21 protein-coding genes are annotated in these 21,343 nt (G+C 56.2%); 2 read left to right on the forward strand and 19 right to left on the reverse strand.

Annotated features, from left to right (window positions below):
- The gene (locus ACR0J0_RS17470; protein ID WP_480665396.1) at positions 1-879 is read left to right on the forward strand and encodes an SMP-30/gluconolactonase/LRE family protein; all 879 of its coding nucleotides are present in this window, start codon (positions 1-3) and stop codon (positions 877-879) included.
- Between the two features lie 155 nt (positions 880-1,034).
- Here ACR0J0_RS17470 and ACR0J0_RS17475 read toward each other — a convergent pair whose 3' ends face one another.
- On the reverse strand, positions 1,035-1,442 hold the full coding sequence (locus tag ACR0J0_RS17475; protein WP_480665397.1) for a helix-turn-helix domain-containing protein: 408 nt from the start codon (positions 1,440-1,442) through the stop codon (positions 1,035-1,037).
- A gap of 442 nt (positions 1,443-1,884) precedes the next feature.
- Here ACR0J0_RS17475 and ACR0J0_RS17480 point away from each other — a divergent pair, with 442 nt between their 5' ends.
- The gene (locus ACR0J0_RS17480) at positions 1,885-2,253 is read left to right on the forward strand and encodes a hypothetical protein (RefSeq protein WP_303963459.1); all 369 of its coding nucleotides are present in this window, start codon (positions 1,885-1,887) and stop codon (positions 2,251-2,253) included.
- Here the strand turns inward: ACR0J0_RS17480 and eno are convergent, their stop codons facing one another.
- The 18 genes from eno to ACR0J0_RS17570 all read right to left on the reverse strand — a co-directional run bounded on the left by eno (position 2,254) and on the right by ACR0J0_RS17570 (position 21,335).
- Entirely contained in the window at positions 2,254-3,531 is a 1,278-nt protein-coding gene (eno, locus tag ACR0J0_RS17485; protein ID WP_480665398.1) for a phosphopyruvate hydratase, read from the reverse strand.
- A gap of 10 nt (positions 3,532-3,541) precedes the next feature.
- Positions 3,542-4,969 (reverse strand): pyruvate kinase, encoded by a 1,428-nt coding sequence (gene pyk / locus ACR0J0_RS17490; RefSeq protein WP_480665399.1) that lies wholly within the window; start codon positions 4,967-4,969, stop codon positions 3,542-3,544.
- A 10-nt stretch (positions 4,970-4,979) separates the two neighbouring features.
- Positions 4,980-6,113 carry a DUF4147 domain-containing protein gene (locus ACR0J0_RS17495; RefSeq protein ID WP_480665400.1) on the reverse strand — a complete coding sequence of 378 codons (1,134 nt, stop codon included), beginning with the start codon at positions 6,111-6,113 and terminating at the stop codon, positions 4,980-4,982.
- A 22-nt stretch (positions 6,114-6,135) separates the two neighbouring features.
- Positions 6,136-6,651 (reverse strand): gamma carbonic anhydrase family protein, encoded by a 516-nt coding sequence (locus ACR0J0_RS17500; RefSeq protein ID WP_303963468.1) that lies wholly within the window; start codon positions 6,649-6,651, stop codon positions 6,136-6,138.
- A 72-nt stretch (positions 6,652-6,723) separates the two neighbouring features.
- Complete coding sequence (locus ACR0J0_RS17505) at positions 6,724-8,250, reverse strand: UxaA family hydrolase (protein WP_480665401.1); 1,527 nt, start codon at positions 8,248-8,250, stop codon at positions 6,724-6,726.
- A 63-nt stretch (positions 8,251-8,313) separates the two neighbouring features.
- Positions 8,314-9,255 carry a 3-hydroxyacyl-CoA dehydrogenase gene (locus tag ACR0J0_RS17510; protein ID WP_480665402.1) on the reverse strand — a complete coding sequence of 314 codons (942 nt, stop codon included), beginning with the start codon at positions 9,253-9,255 and terminating at the stop codon, positions 8,314-8,316.
- 108 nt (positions 9,256-9,363) lie between these two features.
- A complete protein-coding gene (locus ACR0J0_RS17515) occupies positions 9,364-10,041 on the reverse strand; it encodes a 3-oxoacid CoA-transferase subunit B (protein WP_480665403.1) in 678 nt (225 codons plus the stop codon).
- Positions 10,042-10,695, reverse strand: coding sequence for a CoA transferase subunit A (locus ACR0J0_RS17520; protein WP_480665404.1), 654 nt, complete (start codon positions 10,693-10,695; stop codon positions 10,042-10,044).
- 79 nt (positions 10,696-10,774) lie between these two features.
- On the reverse strand, positions 10,775-11,716 hold the full coding sequence (kce, locus tag ACR0J0_RS17525) for a 3,5-dioxohexanoate:acetyl-CoA acetone transferase (RefSeq protein ID WP_303959441.1): 942 nt from the start codon (positions 11,714-11,716) through the stop codon (positions 10,775-10,777).
- Between the two features lie 20 nt (positions 11,717-11,736).
- The gene (locus tag ACR0J0_RS17530; protein ID WP_480665405.1) at positions 11,737-12,555 is read right to left on the reverse strand and encodes an SDR family oxidoreductase; all 819 of its coding nucleotides are present in this window, start codon (positions 12,553-12,555) and stop codon (positions 11,737-11,739) included.
- 8 nt (positions 12,556-12,563) lie between these two features.
- Positions 12,564-13,907, reverse strand: coding sequence for a TRAP transporter large permease (locus ACR0J0_RS17535; protein ID WP_480665406.1), 1,344 nt, complete (start codon positions 13,905-13,907; stop codon positions 12,564-12,566).
- Positions 13,900-14,367: a TRAP transporter small permease subunit gene (locus ACR0J0_RS17540; protein WP_480665407.1), complete on the reverse strand. Its 468-nt coding sequence runs from the start codon at positions 14,365-14,367 to the stop codon at positions 13,900-13,902. Before ACR0J0_RS17540 ends, ACR0J0_RS17535 begins: the two co-directional genes overlap by 8 nt.
- Before the next feature lie 138 nt (positions 14,368-14,505).
- On the reverse strand, positions 14,506-15,543 hold the full coding sequence (locus ACR0J0_RS17545; RefSeq protein ID WP_480665408.1) for a TRAP transporter substrate-binding protein: 1,038 nt from the start codon (positions 15,541-15,543) through the stop codon (positions 14,506-14,508).
- 289 nt (positions 15,544-15,832) lie between these two features.
- Positions 15,833-16,507 (reverse strand): GntR family transcriptional regulator, encoded by a 675-nt coding sequence (locus ACR0J0_RS17550; protein ID WP_480665409.1) that lies wholly within the window; start codon positions 16,505-16,507, stop codon positions 15,833-15,835.
- A 719-nt stretch (positions 16,508-17,226) separates the two neighbouring features.
- Positions 17,227-19,119 carry a type IV secretory system conjugative DNA transfer family protein gene (locus tag ACR0J0_RS17555; RefSeq protein ID WP_152460673.1) on the reverse strand — a complete coding sequence of 631 codons (1,893 nt, stop codon included), beginning with the start codon at positions 19,117-19,119 and terminating at the stop codon, positions 17,227-17,229.
- Positions 19,112-19,270 (reverse strand): DUF4177 domain-containing protein, encoded by a 159-nt coding sequence (locus tag ACR0J0_RS17560; RefSeq protein ID WP_152460674.1) that lies wholly within the window; start codon positions 19,268-19,270, stop codon positions 19,112-19,114. Before ACR0J0_RS17560 ends, ACR0J0_RS17555 begins: the two co-directional genes overlap by 8 nt.
- Before the next feature lie 12 nt (positions 19,271-19,282).
- A complete protein-coding gene (locus ACR0J0_RS17565) occupies positions 19,283-20,296 on the reverse strand; it encodes an ATPase, T2SS/T4P/T4SS family (protein WP_152460675.1) in 1,014 nt (337 codons plus the stop codon).
- Positions 20,297-20,501: 205 nt separating this feature from the next.
- Positions 20,502-21,335 carry a TraB/TrbI/VirB10 family type IV secretion system protein gene (locus tag ACR0J0_RS17570; protein ID WP_170575215.1) on the reverse strand — a complete coding sequence of 278 codons (834 nt, stop codon included), beginning with the start codon at positions 21,333-21,335 and terminating at the stop codon, positions 20,502-20,504.
- Between the last annotated feature and the right edge of the window lie 8 nt (positions 21,336-21,343).

The raw sequence follows: 21,343 nt of genomic DNA on the forward strand, positions 1-21,343 counted from the left end.
ATGCGGATCGAAGTTCTTCTGGATGTAAAGACAACACTGGGCGAAGGCCCGGTCTGGGACGTGGACCAGCAGCGGCTCTATTTTATCGACTCGATGGATGGTCGCGTCTTCCGCTGCACCGCGCAGGGTACGGAAATCCGCGCCTGGGATGTGCCCGGCAAGATCGGCTCGATGGCGCTACGCAAGGACGGCAACGGCGCGATCGTCAGCCTACAGGGCGGTTTCCACCGGCTGGATTTCGAAACTGGCGAATGCGAGCTGTTTCACGACCCCGAATCCGACCTGCCCGCCAACCGGATTAATGACGGCAAATGCGACCGGCGCGGCCGGTTCTTCGCGGGCTCCATGGACACGAGGGAGGAAGGCCCGTCCGGTGCGCTCTACCGCGTCGATCCGGATTTCAGCGTGACCAAAGTGGACGAGGGCATCATCTGTTCGAACGGCCCGTGTTTCAGCACGGACGACAAGACTTTCTATTTTCAGGACACTTGGACCGGTGATATCTGGGCCTATGATTACGACATCGAGACCGGCGAGGTTTCGAACCGGCGCACCTTCGCCACGGTGGACGGCAGCAATGGCGGGGCGGCGGACGGCTCCACCGTCGATGCGGACGGGTATCTCTGGACCGCGCTTGTCTATGACGGGAAACTGCTGCGCTTTGCGCCTGATGGCAGCCTGGACCGCGTAATCGAAATGCCGGTGAAAAAGGTCACCAGCGTGAATTTCGGTGGCCCAAATCTAGATATTCTTTACGTGACCTCGATGGCCAAACCACCCCTGCCGCGATTTCCCGGCGACGGCGTTCAGCGTGGCAGCCTATTTGCGATCTATGATCTTGGCGTGACGGGCGTACCGGAACCACGGTTCGGCGCCTGAAATAGGTGCAGAGCTATGGCGTAGAAAAACAGATCGGCTTTGAGCCGATCGTCGATACAAAAGCCGTTGTTAGTGCTCGCTGCAGCAATTGTCGCTGAGGGCTCACGCGTTGAATCCGCCGCGCTGTGGATGAACGTCGGCTTAGCCGAAAATGCTTAGAGTGTCATTTCGCCCCGTGCCGCAAAGGACCCCGAGATGCCCATCGCCTCGGCCATCAGGCTGCGGCTCCAATGGGTGGCATTGGGTGGGGCCTCCCGCACCGTCTTGGCGATCACCTTCAGCCGGGTCTCGTGAGGCAAGGGCGGCACGCGCGAGGGCCGCGTCTTGTCGCGCTTCAGGCCCGCGATGCCTGCGTCGAGATATCGTTCCTGCCAGCGCCATACCGTCGGCTTCGACGTTTTCGCCCGGCGCATGATCTCAAACGTGCCGAGCCCGTCCGCCGTCCCCAGAATAATCTCGGACCGCCAGACCAGTTTTCGAGGGGTGTTACGGTTCTTGACGAGGGCTCGAAGCTCAGCCCGGTCGTCGGGGCTCAGGTAAAGGCAGATGTCTTTGCGTCTCATGGTTCATCATGACACGCCTACAAGAAAATGGGAATCCTATGTTGGGTGGGGAACACTAGCGCATCGGGCAGCTCAGAGCCCATCTTGTGAATTTGAAATTCTCGCTGCGAGCGCACGCGGCACGATTTTTGCTGCAACTGCGTGATTAACCGTGCTGCGCCGCGATGTGAAAAGGCGTCGTTCATGCAAGTTGCAGCAAGCCGAGGGGGATCAATTCACAGATCGCGGACTTTCTGGACGCTTGCAAGTGCGGCCAGTGCGACCGCGAGAAACTTGCCACCGACCTTCGCGATTGCAGCAATGCGAGTTCGCCGGCATGGCGAACTTCCCCAGACCGGTCATTGGCCGGCACCACCGACCCACCGAATCCTTTACCGTTATTCGTTGCGCCGAGATTGCACTGGCAAGAAGCGGACTTGCAGGACCGTTTCTTACGTAACTGATGCTCCCGCAGAACGCATTTGCTCATGTGGTGTGGAACTTTCGCTGGCGTAGCAGGTTACACCGATCCGAGCAGGTCGACCAGTCCGGCGAAGACCTCGCACGCGAGACAGCGAGCTGCCTTGGCAGGCTCGTGGGGCGCCCGGAATTGCGCTGGAGCATGGTCGCCCTTGCATCGCGCCCCGTGCCGGCCGACGGTCTGCCATGCGTTGGGGCTGTCGGGCCCGAAGGGCTCTACCTGGCGGTCATGCATTCCGGTGCAACGCTTGCCGCAGGCATTGGAGAGGCGCTGGCCGCCGAGATACTGGAGGGCAAGGCGGCAGAGTTGCTAGACCCCTTCCGCCCTGCGCGTTTTCAAACCGTGGGCTGATCAGCCGCGCAGGATAGAGCGCCCGGCGAACTCAGCCGATGCGCCCAGCATTTCCTCGATGCGGATCAACTGGTTGTATTTTGCCAGCCGGTCCGAGCGTGCCAGCGATCCGGTTTTGATCTGGCCGCAGTTGGAGGCCACAGCCAGGTCGGCGATGGTGGCGTCTTCGGTCTCGCCCGAGCGGTGCGACATCACGTTCGTGTAGCGCGCGCGGTGGGCCATATCGACGGCTTTCAGGGTCTCGGTGAGCGAGCCGATCTGGTTCACTTTGACCAGCATCGAGTTGGCAACGCCCTGGGCGATGCCATCGGCCAGACGGGCGGGGTTGGTCACGAAGAGGTCGTCACCCACAAGCTGAACCTTGTCGCCGATCTTGTCGGTCAGGAGCTTCCAGCCTTCCCAGTCGTCTTCGTCCATGCCGTCTTCGATCGAGATGATCGGATAGTCGGCGCAAAGATCGGCCAGATACTGAGCATTCTCTTCCGAGGTCAGCGATTTGCCTTCGCCTTTCAGCTCGTATTTGCCGTCCTTGTAGTATTCCGACGAGGCGCAATCGAGGGCGAGGTAGATATCGTCACCCAGCTTGTAGCCGGCTTTCTCGACGGCGTTCTTGATGAAGTCCAGTGCGTCGCGGGTCGAGCCGATGTTGGGGGCAAAGCCGCCTTCGTCACCGATGCCGGTCGAGAGGCCCGCTGCGGAAAGCTCCTTTTTCAGGGTGTGGAAGACTTCGGCGCCCATGCGCACGGCTTCGCGGATGTTCGCGGCTGACACCGGCATGATCATGAATTCCTGGATGTCGATCGGGTTGTCGGCGTGTTCGCCGCCGTTGATGATGTTCATCATCGGCACCGGCAACACGCGGGCCGAGGTGCCGCCCACGTAGCGAAACAGAGGCTGAGCGGTGAAGTCGGCTGCAGCCTTGGCAACGGCGAGCGACACGCCAAGGATGGCGTTGGCGCCGAGGCGGCCTTTGTTCGGGGTGCCGTCAAGTTCGATCATAGCAGCGTCAATCGCTACCTGCTCGGTCACGTCCATGCCGACCAGCGCTTCGGCAATCTCGCCGTTGACGGCGGCACAGGCTTCCAGAACGCCTTTGCCCAGGTAACGGTCCTTGTCACCGTCGCGCTTTTCCACCGCCTCGTGGGCACCGGTCGACGCGCCCGAAGGTACGGCAGCGCGGCCCATGGTGCCGTCTTCGAGGATCACGTCGACTTCGACGGTCGGGTTACCGCGGCTGTCGAGAATTTCGCGGGCGTGTATGTCGATAATGGTGCTCATTGGTGTATCCTTATCTGCCGAGATAGGCGATCTTTAGCGAGTCTGTGCCGCCAGCTTGGCCATGCACCGATCCGGATGTCACAATAACCGGGCGATCAGGCCGAACCAGGTATTCAGGGGCAAGATGCGACGGGATACGGCCTTCGCGGCTGGAAGAGAACTCTTCCACGCTGGTGCTGACGATAGGCGTTACCCCCCAGACAAGGCAAAGGCTTCGCGCGACTTTCTCCGAGTGACAGATTGCAAGAATTGGGATGGCGCTACGATTCTTCGACACCCGCAGCGTCGTGGCCCCGGTTGTCGTAAACGTGGCAATGCAGCTCGCATTCCTCAAATCTGCAAGGGTGCTGGCCGCACTTGCGATTGAGCTTGAATCGTCCGGGGCATCAATCAGAGCGGTGTTGACGTTCGAATTCAATGAACGAGAGGCAGATTCGGTCGCTTGGGCAATTTCGGCCATCGCCGTAACGGCTTCAACCGGATATTCCCCCGCTGCGCTTTCTGCTGACAACATGACCGCGTCTGCGGACTGGGACACCGCATTGGCAACATCCGATGTTTCCGCCCGGGTGGGCAGAGGTGCTGAGATCATGCTTTCGAGCATCTGGGTGGCCACAATAACTGGTTTGCCGTGTGACCGGGCCGTTGCCACCAGTGATGCCTGGATGGCCGGCAAAACGTGCCAATCGCACTCAACGCCTAAGTCTCCGCGCGCAACCATTATAGCGTCAGTGGCGTGGAGAATTGCGTCGATATCTTGAACAGCAACGGGTTTCTCGATCTTGGCAACGATCTTTGCCAAGCCTCCGGTCAACCGGCGAAGCCCCTTAATGTCCTCTGCGGCCTGCACAAAGGACATTGCCACCCAATCAACCCCCAATTCGAGCGCAAACCGCAAGTCGTTCCGGTCTTTTGGCGTGATCGGGTCCAGCTTCAGCGTGGTGTCCGGAAAGTTGATCCCCTTTCGGTCTCGCAAGGTCGCTTTGTTGAGAACCTCGGCAGTGATTGCGTCGTCATGGCTCTCAACAACGCGCAACCTGATGCGGCCATCGTCGATGAGAATCATATGGCCAACCCCAACAGTGCCGAAAATCTCAGGATGAGGCAGAGGTACGTCGTTTTCCCGGGCGGGATCACAGACCAACCGGATACGGTCGCCGATGGCTAGCGGTTTTTCCCCGCCTGGCACCACACCGATGCGAAGCTTCGGCCCCTGCAGATCCGCGAGAATGGCGATGGATCGACCGAGGTCACTCTCTGTTTTGCGAATGGCTGCATGAACCCTAGCATGGTCTTCGTGGGTTCCGTGGCTGAAATTCATCCGAAAGACGTTCGCGCCCGCCTCGGCGAGAGCCTTGATCTTTTCGTAAGAATTGGACGCGGGACCCAACGTTGCTACGATCTTCGTCTGCCGGGGCTGGTGATTATGAGTGGTCATGACTGAACCTTCATCTGTGTTTGAGAAAAATGGCGAGGTCCATCACATTCGTGCCGGTTGGCCCGGTGATAATTTGATTGCCTGTGCGGACCAGAAAAGAGGCAGAATCAGCGCTTTGCAGCGCATCTTCTGCACCAGGTTCCGAAGAAAAGGTATCGCCATCCAAGAACGCACCCGCTGCATTCGTCGGACCATCGGTGCCGTCCGTCCCTGCGACGAGGCCAGTTATTTCGGATCGGTTTTGAACGTGCCTTGCAATTTCCAGTGCAAGGGCTTGGTTGCGACCGCCTTTGCCGGGGTTTTCGGGAAGAACAACCGTTGGCTCTCCGCCATAGACATATAAGCCGTCGGGGCCTTCCGTGATCTCATGCGCGATCTGAGCGGCAATCTCATTCACATCCGCATACATACTCTCTTGGTTGGTGATGGTCTTGATCCCAATCGATTTTGCGCTTCGCACGACGGCTTCCCGCGCAACAGCGTTTGAGGCGACAACGCTGCAGTTGTAGCCAAGACCGGCACTCTTGGGCGCCGCGCCAATCCCGGAACCGATGACCGAGATGCTGTCTCCGGCTACGTCCGAAATGGCAAGGACATCGACTTGTTGGCCCTTGAACGACGCCAACAGCCCGCCTCCCTTGACTGCGGAGATGGCTTGTCGACGCTTGTTAATTTCTCCGATATCCGCACCTTCAGCCAGAGCGGCTTTCGTCAGAGCCACAAGATCAGCGCTGCTGACACCTGGTTTCAGATGCTCGACAAGCGACGATGCGCCTCCTGAAACAAGCATCATCATACGACTGCCAGTAGGGCATCCGGCCACAAAGTCTAGCAGGCCTTTTCCCGCCTTCAACGAAGACTGATCCGGTATCGGGTGGCTGGTTTCGAATGCCTCGACGTTGCTGCCGAACTCCCCGTTGCCCAGATGGTCAGTCTTGGTGACAAGATAGGTAGGTATCGTGCCGCGCCAGTCGTCTGGCAGTCCCTCGAACATGGCGGTGGCGGCTTTTCCAACAGCAACGATATGCGTTGGAGGTTTGACATCGTGGTGCGACACCCAATTGCGCACGCTGATGTCACCCTTAACGGAAGAAACGGCTGCGCGGAAAAGGTTCAAAAGCGTATTTCTGTGGGCAATGGTCATGTCGAATTCCAACGTGGACAATCTAGCTTGAAAGCTCTTGGGCAAACCGCTTTGAATTCGCTTGATAGTTCAGTGCGCTTTGGTGAAGACCCTCGATCTGCTCCTTGCTTAATTCCCGTTTGACACGCGCAGGAGACCCAACAACCAGAGAATTATCGGGAATACTCGTATTCTCAGTGACCAGCGCGTCGGCTCCGATCAGGCAGTTTTGGCCAATAACTGCTCCGTTCAATACAGTGGCGCCCATTCCAATCAGCGACCCGTCTCCGATCGTACACCCATGAACAATCGCGCTGTGCCCGATTGTGCAATTGCGTCCGATCGACAGTGGAAACCCGGGATCGGAATGGAGAACGCAGTTGTCCTGGATGTTGCTGCCCGCTCCGATAATCATTGGTTCATTGTCTCCGCGAATGACTACCCCGAACCAGATACTTGCACCGGATGCGATCTCAACATTCCCGACAACAAATGATCCTGGGGCGATGAACACGTCTTTGGCAATTTTCGGAGTGACCGCTCCCAAACTGTAAATCATTGGGTTTCCTTCTCGATTTTCCAACAGTTCTGTTCGCGCCCGATTTTCTAGGCGCGGCTTCGAATTCCAGGTCTACATCTGGGCGTAGGTCTGCCAAGGCGCGAACTCCGCGTCGCCGACATCCAGTTCTTCAGAAAGTGTTTTTTGCCCCGAGGCTGACTTCAGGATTGCGTTGAAAATCCGCTCACCGGCTTCGGCCACAGTTTCGCTGCCGTCTGCAATGGTGCCGCAATTGATATCCATATCGCCTTTCATCCGATCGAACATCGCAGTGTTGGAGGCAATTTTGATCGACGGAACCGGTTTGTTACCATAGCAGGACCCCCGCCCGGTTGTGAAACAGATCATGTTACAGCCCGAGGCGACCCCTCCGGTTAGTGAAACCGGATCGTAACCAGGACTGTCAACGAAGACCAAACCCCGTGCGGTGATCTTCTCGCCATATTGATAGACCCCATTCAAATTCGTGCTGCCGGCCTTGGCGACCGCGCCGAGAGATTTTTCAAGGATCGTGGTCAGGCCTCCGGCCTTGTTGCCCGGCGTCGGATTGTTGTTCATTTCCGAGCCATGCTTGGCGGCGTAGTCTTCCCACCACTCCAGCAAATCAACCAGCTTCTGTCCGACCTCAGCCGTAGCCGCGCGATCCGTCAAAAGGTGCTCAGCACCATAGATCTCTGGTGTTTCCGCCAGGGCCGCTGTCCCGCCGTTTTTGACCAGAAGATCGACGGCATAGCCGAGCGCGGGATTGGCCGTGATGCCGGAATAGCCGTCCGAGCCACCGCACTGCAAGGCGACACTCAGATGAGATGCATCCACGGTTTCGCGTTTTGCTTTCGAAGCCGCTTCCAAGGCCGTTTCAAGCCACTGCAGGCCTTTCTCAACCGACTTACGTGTCCCGCCCACTTCTTGCAGCGTGTAATACTGGAAGCTTTCGTCCTGTGGCCGGCCATAGGCTTCCAGCATCAGCGGGATCTGGTTGGCTTCGCAGCCCAGCCCCAGCATCAGCACTGAGGCGAAATTCGGGTGCGTGGCAAACCCCCAGATCGCCCGCTGAAGCTTGCGAAAGGCATCGTCATTGGTCCCGATACAGCAGCCCGCCCCGTGAACAATTGGCACAATCCCGTCAACGCCGGGGTATTTTTCCAACAGACCCGCGCGCTCGGCTTCGCGTGCCAAAAGCTTTGCCGCCGAAGCCGAGCAGTTCACCGAGGTTACAATGCCCACATAGTTGCGGGTTCCGATCTCGCCATTTGCTCGTCGATATCCCTGAAAAGTCGCCCGTTCAGGCAAAGGCAAAATGTCAGTATTCCGGGCGCTTTGGCCGTAGTTCTCGTCGCGCCGGAAACTCGTCATGGCAACATTGTGGACGTGAACATGCTCACCGCTTTGAATGTCTTGGGTGGCAACACCGATGACGCGGCCATATTTGATGACTTTCTGACCGGACGCGATGGGGCTCACGGCGATCTTGTGGCCCGATGGGATCGGATCCCTGGCCATCAGGCCGGATTGAGACAGCTCTGCGTCGCGCTCAATACGCTGCAGCGCCACGGCTATGTTGTCATCGCCGCTGAGCGAGAGAATTTGCTGAGGAATCATGTCTTTACGGCCCCTTCCGTCCGTTTGAGACTGCAGCGCAGCTTACCCACGCCGAAAGTCTTCTTAGTTGTTGGCCCGGGATTGAGCTTTATGGCGCAACAAGGCCATCAGCTTTCTGTCCCGCGCGATCTGCGCTTCGGGAATATTTGCGACGGGCGTTCTTTCGGCCATTTCGGCAGCAAGCTTGTCCTTCGCGACACTGGCCCAGTCAACGCCTTCATAAGAGCCGATCCCAAATCCCCGATACATGCTTCCATATCGCGCAACGTAGTCAGTGACGCCTCCGGGTGCGTTCAGATGAATGGTTTGCATTGGGCCCATGATGGACCAGCGCAGCCCAAGCCCATCGCAAATGGCTTTATCCAGATCCTCGGCTGAAACGATTCCATTGCCCACCAACTTGAACGCCTCTTCCAGAAGCGCACCTTGCAGGCGGTTCACAATAAACCCGTCGATCTCCTCGCTCAGCACGATGGTTTCGCGTCCGCATTTGATCATCAGATCATTCACCATCGAAATGGCATTTTGATCAGTCCACGGCGTAGGGACAATTTCAACTGCGGGATGAAGATGGGGCGGGTTGATGGGATGCACCACAAGGCACCGGTGCCGACCCTCAATATCCTTGCAGTAGCGCGATGCAGATATGCCTGATGTAGAGCTTCCGATAGGCACGTCGCTGGCCGCGATTGCATCCAGCGTTTCAGTGATCTGGTTCTTTATTCCAACGTCTTCCGGACCGTTTTCCTGAACATATATGGCTTGGTCCAAAGCCTCTTCGAGACTGGTCACCAACTTGATGCGCTGCAGGATCTGGGGGGCCTCGGAAGGTGCAACCAGATCAAACTCGACGAGATCGGAAATCCGTTTCTCCATGGCTTTCAAAGCGAGATCCGCAGCCTCAGCCGAGACGTCATACATCGCAACCTCAAAACCAGCCTGAGCGAATACTGCCGCCCAGCCCTGGCCAATCAATCCGCAGCCAATTACAGCAATCTTTTCCATGATTTTCCTCTCTCTGTCTGTCCGGAAAGGGCTCAGCAGATCCGGTGGCAAAATTTAAACGCGTCGACTCTGGATGAATTTTTTGACGCCAATTTCAAAGCAGTTGCTTCATTGGGCCCCTGCCTGGGCAGGTCGGGTTTCGTCCAAGCGCTTAAGATCACTGCAAACCTCAAACCGCGCCTCGGTCGCGGCCTGGACTTCCTCAACGGTTACATCTGGCGCTGTTTCCGTCAGTATTAGGCCGGACCCGGCAACCTCAAAAACCGCAAGGTCTGTGACCAACAGGTCAATCTGGCGCGTGGATGTTAGCGGCAGATCGCATTTGCGAACGATTTTGCTTTTGCCGTTTGCCATGTGCTGCATCGCCACGATGACCTTGCGGGCTCCGGAAGCGAGGTCCATCGCCCCGCCCATGCCGGGCACCATGGCGCCGGGAATCATCCAGTTTGCCAGTAAGCCGCGTTCGTTCACTTGCAGGCCACCCAGCACCGTCACATCAATATGTCCACCTCGGATCAGGCCAAAACTCATTGCACTGTCGATGGCTGCCGCGCCGGGAACAGCGGTCACGAAGCCGCCGCCGGCATCGGTCAGGTCCGGTTCTTCCATGCCCTCAGGTGGACGCGCGCCAAGACCGATCACCCCGTTTTCGGACTGAAAGAAAACACCTGCGTCTGCAGGAACAAAACCGGCAACGAGGCTGGGTAGTCCGATCCCCAGATTGACAAGCATTCCGGGTGCGATCTCGCGGGCGACACGTCGGGCGATGCGTTCCTTGGGCTGCATTTATGTCGACCTTTCGATCAGGTGGTCGACCAGACTAGCCGGGGTGCGCACGGCATCCGGCGGGATCACGCCAACGGGCACGATATGGTCCGGTTCAGCCACGACAGTATCGGCGGCCATCGCCATGGTCGGGTTGAAATTCTGCGCGGTCAGCGAATATTCCAGGTTGCCGAGGTAGTCGGCCTGCCGCGCCGCGATGAGGGCAAAATCGGCGCGGATGGGTTCCTCAACAAGGAATTTTTTCCCCTTGATTTCCAGAACTTGCTTTCCCTCCTCAATAGGAGTTCCAAGACCGGTCGGTGTGACAACCGCGCCAAGCCCCACGCCTCCGGCACGAATGCACTCAATCAGCGTGCCCTGCGGAACGAGCTCCACTTCAAGGATGCCTGCGTTCAATTGGCGCTGGGTTTCCGGGTTCAGGCCGATGTGAGACACGACAACGCGACTGAAGGCCCGGGCAGCGACTAGCTTTCCAATGCCACGCCCCGGCAGGGCCGTGTCATTCGCGATCAGCGTCAGGTCCTTCCGTCCGGCGGCAACAAGCGCGTCGATAATCTTGGTCGGGGTGCCAACCCCCATAAATCCACCGATCATGATGCGCGCGCCATCTGGCACGAGATCTGCGACGGCCTTTGGTGAGAGCGCTTTTTTCATAGCATAATCTCACAAATGCAGTCCCGGCGCTCTGTGGGCACCGAATATAGCCCGTCATGTTCGATGTCGTAGCGCATTCTCAGAAAGCCACCTGATCGCCGCCCTTGAGGCCGAGAATGTCGCGGACTTCATCCGGGGTCGCGATCTGCATGCCCAGGTTTTCGATGATAGCGCGCACCTTCTTGACTTGAACGGCGCTGGATTTTGCCAATTCGCCACGACCGGCCCAAAGGCTGTCTTCAAGCCCGACCCGCACGTTTCCACCGAGCGTTGCCGCCTGCGCTGCGATCCGGAATTGGTTAGATCCCGCACCAAGGACGGACCAACGGAAATCGTCACCGAACAGCCTGTCCGCGGTGCGCTTCATGTGCATCACATCTTCAGGATGCGGCCCAATGCCGCCGAGCAGGCCGAAAACCGATTGTACGAAGAACGGGGCCTTTACCAAGCCGCGATCGGCAAAATGCGCCAGATTGTAGAGATGTGATGTGTCGTAGCACTCAAACTCAAACCGCGTCCCGTTGCCGTAACAGGTCTCCAGCACATACTCGATGTCTCTAAACGAATTGCGGAAGACGAGGTCTTTAGACCCTTCTAGGTGCTCCCGCTCCCAGTCATGCTTAAATTCCTTGAACCGATTGAGCATAGGGTAGAGTCCGAAATTCATGGACCCCATATTCAACGAGGCGAGTTCCGGCTGATAGGTCGCCGCGGGTGCGGCGCGTTCTTCAACGCTCATATAGGGGCTACCGCCAGTGGTAATGTTGACCACGGCATTTGTGCTCTGCTTGATCTGCGGCAAAAACGCAGCGAACCCTTCAGGACTTTGGTCCGGCCGGCCGTCAGGATGACGGGCGTGCAAATGCAGGATCGCCGCGCCCGCCTCGGCAGCGGCCAGGGAGTCTTTGATGATCTCTTCCGGCGTCACAGGCAGATGCGGCGACATCGATGGTGTATGAATGGCACCGGTTACAGCACAGGTGATGATAACCTTGCCTGCGTTCTTGTTGTTGTTACTCATGCTTGATTTTCCAATTGAGTTCAAAGCGTTTCCACGTTCCCGTCAACGGCAAGGGACTGCCCCGACAGGTTCGCGCCAGCATCCGAGATCAGGAATGCAACGGTCGCGGCAACGTCGTCCGGGCTCACCATCCGACGCATTGAGATGTTCTTGAGGTAGTCGTTCTTCATTTCGGCGTAGCTAGTACCGGCGGTGTCTGCACGATCGCGGATCACCTTTTCCATTCTGGGTCCTTCAACAATTCCGGGCAGAACGGCATTGACCCGGATATTGTCAGGACCCAGCTCCTTGGCGAGGCTTTGTGTCAGTCCGATTACGCCGAATTTGGCCGCCGAGTAGGGAGTGCGATAGGCGTATCCATGTTTGCCAGCTGACGAGGACATATTAACCAGAGCGCCGCCGCCACCCGCCTTAATCATCGGTATGGCCCGACGTGCCGACAGAAACTGCCCTGTCAGGCAAATGTCGATACACCGCCGCCAATCATCTGGGGATAGGTCTTCGAGATTGCCGGTTGGCCCGGCAATCCCAGCGTTGTTTACCAGAGCATCCAACCCTCCAAAGGTGTCCTGCACCTTGTCAAAGAATGTATCCACCGCTGTTTCGTCAGACACATCAGCCTCGACGGCGACACAGCCTTCAAGCTCAACGCAGACCGTGCGCAAGGCGTTTGCATCGACGTCGCAGATCGCGATCTGAACACCTTGTGAGTACAGCAAGCGGGCAATACTTAGTCCAATCCCGCTTGCGCCGGCAGTAATCACAACTTTTTTGCCTATTAGACCTGGCAATTTTAGTCCTGCCAGCGGTGAGGGAATTTTGGGAGATTGATCCGTCATATTCGCCCCTAGTTTCCGAACACGGCGGATGGGGCCCAAAGTACGAGGCTCGGCCAGACGATCAGCAATGCAAGACCAAGCAGTTGCAGTGCGACAAACGGAATGATCCCGCGATAAATGGTTCGGATCGATATTTCGGGTGGAGCCACACCTTTGACGTAGAACAGGGAATATCCAAAAGGTGGCGTTAGAAAACTGGTCTGCAAGTTAACCGCCACAAGCATGGCAAACCACAGCAGTTGCTGTTCACGCGAAATCCCAAGTCCGAAGTCCAATCCTGCAACGATAGGTGCAAAGAGCGGCAAAACGATAAAGCTGATCTCGACCCACTCCAGGAAGAAGCCCATGATGAAAATCAGCAGTAGCAAGATGCCCAGCGTGCCATATGCGCCCAGATCGAAGAACAGGATGGCGTTCTCGATCATCTTGTCGCCTTTGAGACCCTTGAACACCATTCCAAAGACCGTAGCACCAACCAAAACACCCAAGATCATGGCGGAGGTATAGCCAGTTTCACGAACACAGCTGGACATAGTCTTCATGGTCAATTTGCGATTGATCGCCGCCAAGATCATGGCGCAGATCGCACCCAGTCCTGCCGCTTCGGTAGGAGTGGCCGTGCCTGTAGCAATTGAACCCAGAACAGTCAGGATAAGTACGAGCGGCGCAAACAAATCGCGCACAAGCGCCAGTACAAGCGACCCTTCTGCCGGAACTTGCGTTGACACAGGGGCGTCACCTGGTTTCGTCAACGCGACGAAGACAATGTAGGCAATATACAGACCGCCTAGAAGCAAGCCAGGAATCATCGCCCCAACGAACAATTCGCCAACTGATATCTGCAGAATGTCGCCGACGAGGACCAACATAATTGAGGGCGGGATCAAAATACCCAGTGTACCCGAAGCAGCGATTGTGCCGACTGCCAGTTCCGGTTTGTATTTTTCGCGCAGCATGATGGGCAGAGCCAAAGTACTCAGCATAACCACCGACGCGCCAACGATACCTGTGCTGGCCGCCATGACGATGCCCAGCAATGCAACGGAAATGGCCAGTCCACCGCGCCTGCGTCCTAAGGCGCGCTCAAGCGAATAAAGCAAATTCTGCGCTAACCCGGATTTATCAAGCATGGCGCCCATAAAGACGAACAAGGGCACCGCGAGCAGAAGCCAGTTCTCGATAACGCCAGCGTATATCCGCGAGACTCCGATTTTGAGGAATGCAAAAGGCAATCCACCGATGAAGGCAAACGCAATGCCGATGCCGCCAAGAACAAAAGCAACCGGGTAGCCGCTGAAAATTCCCAAAAGCAGGCATATGACCATGGAAAGGGGAACAAAGTGCTCAATCATTGGATTTCCCTTTGCCGAACAAAATTCTGATTTTCTGGAGAGTCAGGCCAAGGCCGGCGAGCAGCATCAGGCCAAAACCGATAGGCACGAAGGCCTTGAGTACAAAGCGGTCATACATGCCGTCGTAATCAGACCCTTCGCCCATGTTGAAGGAGCGCAAGGCGAAGTCATACCCGTGATAAACCACGATGACGCAAAGAGGCGCGAGCAGGACCAGATGACCGATGATCTCGATGACATTCTTGGTGCGTTTGCTAAAGTGTTGACGCAGGAAATCGACGCGTACGTGGCGGTCTGTGACGATCGCACCCGCCATGGTGAGCATCAGCATGATCCCGAAAAGGTGCCATTGCAGATCACCGATGCTGGATAATGTGAGCTTTGATCCAAACAGGAAAACGTCACTTTCCCATCGAAGGATTGTACCAATCTTGGCGGCTGACAATGTCACGCCGATCATGACCAGAACGAGGATGGGAATGATAAGCCAAGCCGCGGCCTGGCCTATCCATACGATCCCGCGAAGAACCGTATGGACAAGGCCTGTGCCACGGTTTGGATCACCCGGAGGTGTGTCCATACCGTGTGCCATGCTGGTTTACTCGGCGGGGATGTTCTGAAGGCCGGTCCAGCGACCCGACGATGCCACAAAGGCCTTCATCGAGTGGTATGCTTCGCCATAAAGCGCGTCTTTCTCGGCTTCGGCGCTCAGCACGCGTTCGGTTGCAGTTCGCAGTTCCGCCAGAACTTCATCGGGGAAGGACTTGACCACAATGCCACCTTCTTCGAAAATTTCGATCTGGGGGGTTTGTGCGGCAGGTGCGAATTGTAGGGTCCAGGCCATGCTGACCTGACAGGCGGCTTCATACATTGCCTGTTCGCCCGCGCTCATGCCATTCCAGACATCCATGTTGATCATCAGGACATCAACGCTGCCCGGCTGGTGCCAACCCGGATAGTACTGGAATTTAGCGATCTGGTTGAAACCAAAGTCCTTGTCGATGATCGGGAGAGAGAATTCGGTCGCGTCAATGCGGCCCCGTTCAAGCGCCAGATAGATTTCGCCCGCAGGCATGAACTGGGCAGAGGCTCCGAATTCATTCAGAACACGCGCGCCTACGCCGCCCATGCGCATTTTCAAACCGTTGAAGTCCTCGACCGAGTTGATTTCCTTGTTAAACCAGCCGCCCGGTTCGGGTGCTGTGATGTGACAGGCCAGAACCTTGATGTTCAGATCGTCAAACCCGCGCTGAACGATTTCGAGACCACCGCCCACATGTAGCCATGCGGCCAACGCGTCCGGACCGGCACCGAATGGTGTCGCGCCGATCTGGGCCACGGGTACTTTACCGCCCCATTGGCCAAGAAAGCTCCAACCAGCTGGAATGGCACCAGAGCTTACGTTTTCCAGAATTTCACCTGCTGGAACCAATTCTCCGGAACCATAAAGTTGCAGACCTATATCGCCACCACTCATGTTCCGCAAAGTTTCGTCCATTAATTTCGCACTGTCCGCCAAAAACGTCAGGTCCTTGGGGATGCTCATGTGGACATCCAGAATATCGGCTGAGGCAGAAGATGCGCCAATGGCCAGAGAACCGGCAACCAAGGTTGCGGCAATTTTCGAATATTTCACTGTATTCCTCCCGTGACTGTGCCCGTCACGAACGACCATAGCGGCCGTTTCGTCGGACATGTTCAATAAGCATTGATAATTGATCAAAAATCAATATTTTTTTTGTACTCCATTTCTCGATAAATTTCAGTTGGTTGCGTGAGCTTTGATAGCTTGGGAGAATCCGAATCAGTCAAGAAATCTCAGATTTCACGGCGTTGAGGGACGTTCAAAGGACTGGAACACAGCGAGCCCGGTATTCGGACATATTAGAATAGGGTCTCGGCCGGGTATTCGCTTGCTGTTACTTTCAGCGAGAAGGGTTGTTCGAAAACAAGGTTCTAACGAGAACGTCGTAGGCCTCGGAAATATCCAGAACAAGCTCCTGTTTGGCAGTTGCTTCGTTGCCTTCCCGGACAGCTCGCACTATTTTCCGGTGATGAATGTTGGAAACCTTGTACTGATTTTCCCGTTCCAGCTGATACAGGTGCGGACTGACACGCAGCCATAGCGTGTTGATGATATCGATCAGAACCGGAGAGTTCGACTGCTGGTAGATCCGCAGATGAAACTCATAGTTTGCTTTGATATAGCCCTGCACATCGCTGGATAGCTCTGTGGCCTCCAGTCGTTTCAGCATTTTCTCAAGGTCAGAAACAAAACGATCGTCGCGATTTGCCATAGCCCATTTCATGGCCAGCGCCTCAACTTCAAGACGTACATCGCGAAGGTCAGTAAGTTCTTCATATCCCAGGCTCGGCACGCCGAGCGACCGGCCCGAAACATTTGCCACAACACCAATCGCTTGGAGCCGTGTCAGCGCTTCGCGCACAGGCATGGCACTCACACCGAAGGCTTCTGCGACGCGAGCAACATGGACTGCCTGACCGGGTGTGAACTCACCTTCGCGCAAAAGAGTGCACAACTGACTATAGACTTGGTCGTGTAGCTTATCTTTTTGAATCGGTTTGGCATTCTTAAGCATGTTCTATCTACTCGCATAATTTCGTCGTGAAAATCTACCTAACTTTTGCAGTTGCCAGTTGCTATCAGGCGGGCAATCACCTCGCACAAGGGCATTGGGTAAACACCGAAGGTCTGGGTGATAGTGGCGGCTGTGATCTCTTCACCTGTTGCCAGCTTGACCCCAAAGTTAGTTGGCAAAGCTATCGTTCCACTTCCTTCTGAAGCGTCTTGCATTGCACGGGTTTGATGGCGTTCAAAGATGTTTTCATTTTTGTTTCCCTAAGATGCTTTCCATTATTACGCAAAGTCTTCCATCATTCAAAGATAATTGACCTTTGATCAAAAATCAGTGACCTATATTTTACAAGAAACCTGATACCGTAGCGGACCTTTGGCCACCCGACCCTCAGAGTGGCTTTCAATGACTGCTTTTGCGAGATCGGCTGCAACGCAGCGATGAGCGCGCCGCGCCTGCGATTATATGCTGCGTCAGCAAACACCCGGAAGGGCAACGGCGGAAAAGTCCCGGACCTGTTAATTGCCGTCGAAGTTGTCGCTACGCGATGAACGAATGGCAGCGTTCTCCGCCGCCGCGCGGCATACAAGACCGAGCATCCGCAACGATTTCCGTGCTGCGCGCGCTCGCAGCAGAGAATCACAATGGCCGAGACGGGCTCTCTCCTGCCGTTCTCTGCATATTGAAGTAAGGTCCGGTTCGGCCGCGTCCTGTTACCCCCGTCAAGTGAAGGCGCTACTTTCAGCCCGTTTGGCTTTCATTTTCTCCATCGCCATATCTTTCGCTGACCGACTTTTCCGCTTTGCGACCGTGCGCTGCGCATCAAATGCCGCCTGAAGTTCCTGGTCTTTTTCAGAAACCTCTTTCACCGGGGCAGGGGCCGGTTTCGCATCAGCCACTGCCTTTGCCGTATCCTTGGCCTGCTCTTCAGCAAGATCCAGGTGTGTCCCTTTGATCTTTGGCGTGTCGCCACCAAGGAACTGCATGAAATAAGGATCTTCGAAATATCGAATCTTGTTCGCAATCACGGGCATCTTGCCTTCGCGGATCAGCACAACCTCGTTTTCCGGCAGACGACCAACGTGCTCTGGCCGGAGCAGCCGAATGCCTTCTTCACGCTCTGATATGCTGCCCATTTCCATCTTGCCGAGTGCTCGAGACTTCGACTTGCTTATGACCGTTTTGTCCCCGATGGACCTGGACACATGTTCGCGTACTTCGGAATCCTCTGAGGCGGCAAACATCTGGGTTCCAGCGTTTGCCAGCATCGCCCGCACACCCTCGTGCCCATAAATGTCCTGTAGGCGCGACAGTGTTTGCGAAATCACCACGAGCCTGCCCCCGAACGATCGCATGGTGTCATAGGCTTCAACAACGCGCTCAAGATGGCCGAGGCGTTGGAACTCATCGAGCAGCATCAAAACCTTGAACGGCTCATCTTCGCCCGGCTCAACAGTTTCGATGGTGTTCACCAGATCGAGGAAGAACAGGCGAATGAGCGTCCGGAACTCTTTGACCTTTTTCCCTGGCACGGAAAAGTAGATCGAGCTGGGGCGCCGACGCAGATCTTCAAAGTTGATGTCATTGCCCTGCGTGGCTCTTGCTACCGACGGGTTGCGCCAGAGCTGCAGGCCGGAGTTCAACATAACCGAAATCGTTGACCGCAGGATTTTGGATTCTTCGGCTGCAAGATTCAGAAACTCATCTGCAGCTCGCGCATATCCAACTTCTTCAGCCATTTTCTCATAGTCCTTTTGCTTGGTCGTTTTGACCAGGCGCAGGACTTCGGAAATGTATGGCCGCTTTCTTTTGATCGCCAGCATCGCCATTGCGCAGAACATGCCTTCAACACCACCCATAAAGCCCTGCGCGGACGAGCTGGGCGTGTCGAACATCTGAGTTGCAACCTGAATCACTTCTTCCCATCGCCGGTCCAGATTGTCGGCACGTGCTGCGCGGCGCAGAGGGTTGTAGCTGTGGCTTTTGTCGGGGTTCTCGGGGTCGAACATAAAAACCTCATCGCCCATTGCTGCCCGACGCGCGCCGGTTGTCTGGAAAATCTCGCCCTTGATGTCCAGGACGACGCAAGACCCATTGAAACGCAGGACATTCGGGATCACAAAGCCGCTGGTTTTGCCCGAACCAGACGGGGCAATGAACATCGCGTGCGGCTTTTGGACACCGGGGCCGGGCTTATAGTAGATCGCGTTTTTGTCCTTTGGCTCACCAAATTTGGCAAACACGATTTCACTATCCAATTTGTCTTTGAGCTTCAGAACCGACGCATAGCCTTCCTGGACGAGCTGAGGGGCCTTTGCAAAGGTCGCATCACCGTATTTCGTTGAGGGACCACGCAGCGCAGCCGCCACAAATGCAAAGGTCAAAACACCCACTGCGACCACCGCCACCAGACCCATGATCTGCTGCGTCTCTGCAGGCTGTGCCATGAACTTCTCTGGGATCGCCCAGATGTCCAGCCCGCGAAAGCCTCTGGTGTTGATGTATTCGAGAGCCAGCCCGACCACCAACACCGCGCAAGCCGAGGTAGCGATAAAGCCCATAGTACCGGCTATCGCGACCTTCTTGCCTTTGGGTAGATCCTGAAACTCAGCCATCGGTCAGCTCGCGTTTGAAGAAGCACACGATGCCAAACTCGGCAGGTACGACGCCGACCATTTCCCAACCGTCTTGCCCGAGCTTCGCAAACTTCTCGCCTGCATTTTCCTCTACCCGCATCAAGACATTACGATACTCAAATTTTTTCATTCTATTTCTCCTTCAGATAAGTTGATCAGCGGTCATCAGGGGTGGGAAGATCACTCCGTTGACCTTCCGTTCGTCACCGATTTTCTTCATGTGAACGATCATGTGAATGGTGGCCCGGATGTCATCGACCACTTCTGACTTTTGAACGGTCGGAGATCCGCGACGCACCATCTTGCTCATACGTCCAATGGCATCTACTGGTGAGTTGGCGTGCATGGTACAAACAGAACCATCGTGGCCGGTGTTCACCAGTTCCAGGAACATATTTGCGTCGTCGCCCCGAATTTCACCGCAGACGAGGCGGTCAGGCCGTAACCTCAGCGCCGATTCCAGCAGCTTTGTTGGTGATCGAGGGCCATCTTCTTCGGAACGGTCAGCAAGTAGATCGACAGAATTGGGTTGCTCGATGTCCAGCTCGGCCACTTCTTCAATCGTCACGATCCGTTCGCCAGGATCGACGCGCTTCAGCATTGCATTGAGAACAGTGGTTTTGCCAGACGAGGTGCCCCCGGCAATGATCACGTTCCATTTGCTTAGCATCGCAAGGTCGGCCAGCTCGTCAAAGTTCATTGTTCCGGCAGCGAGAGCAGCCCGAGCCTTTTCAAGCGCGCTGTGATCATTGTTTTCTGCCAACGCCGCCTCTTTGCTGGCGAAGCTGAACGCGCCCAGATCGACGGTTTTCACGCGGAGCAGGCGGATCGCCACGGACCCCACGCCGGTTGTTGCTGGCGGAATCACAACCTGCACCCGCGCTTTACCCTGCTGTGTCGGCACGTTGGCCGTCGCAATCGGCTTCTTTTCTCCGAATGTCACATCGCTGAATCCGGCCACGCAGCGCCCGATGTTTTCCACATCATCTCTGTTCAGAGTAATGTCTGTCCTGGTCATGTGTGTTGTGCCCATTTCTTCGACCCAGACCGATCCGTCAGGATTCACAGAAATTTCGCTCAGGCTTTCATCGTGCAACAGATGCTCGATCTTGCCTGTATAGTATTCCAGAAGGCTATTGCCGTTCCGCCCGCTCATGTTCTTGTCCTTGGTAGAGCACTTTTTTGAACACTGGAGGTTGCCTTCGCTGCATCTCGGCTTTGCCTCGAACACGAAGGCATCCACATAAGATTCATTGCTTCCAAAAAGTGCTGAATTTGCTTCAAAAAAGGCCGCTACCGCACTCGATCATGCTGGCAGCGGCCGGAAAGACTGCTGAGGCGGTCGGCTCATTGGCTCGCGCTCAGAAGCTATCGAACACAACGTCGCGCTGCAGGATGGCGTTGATGCGACTGCCCTGATCGACAAAGACTGTCGGAGTAATGCGCAGGTATTCATCAAGCGCCGCTGCCGTAGCGTTCTGCAGGTTAGACCCCACTTGCGTTGCCAGATCAGTGCGAACCGAGTTGTTGCTATCGTTGTCAGAGACCAGTGCCACCGGCGCAATGCCGATGATGGACAACAGCGCTGCAGTTCCGAACCGTTTCCCAAAGTGTGTGTTCACCCTGCCGGTCGCACCAGTCCGGCCTTGACCGTCCGTACCAGCCGATCCGACCTGAGTTGACAGGCCGTCAGGCGTGATGACACGGCTCCAAACGATCATGATGCGCGTTTGCGCCAATGTCGTGTCCGCTCGATACTCGCCAAAGAGCTTCGATCCGCGCGGCAGAAGCAAACGCGTGCCGTCCATCGAGTAGACGCCACGTGTAATCGTCGCCACGACACTGCCGGGCAACTCCGAGCTGACCGCGCCACCGAACACAGCCGACAAAACCGTGCCTTGCGTCAGGGTGCGCGACGGATCGTCAATGATCGAGGCCCCGACGATGGGGGGATATTCTTCGACCAGATTGTTTTGCCATGTCGTGTTTTGGTTTTCCTGATAGCCGCGTTGATCTTCAGGCAGGCGGGTGTCGTCTGGCTGGACTTGAACCGGCTGCGGCGCTGCAGGGAAGGGTTGGAAAATGACCGGCTGCGATCCACCATTGATCGGCTGGTAGTTTTGACCGGGTGCGTCCTGTGCCATCGCGCTTGAGGCCAACGTGACCAGGGCGAGGGTGAGTGCTGTTCTGTTCATCGTCAGCT

It is taken from the genome of Ruegeria sp. BF12, from assembly GCF_056538705.1.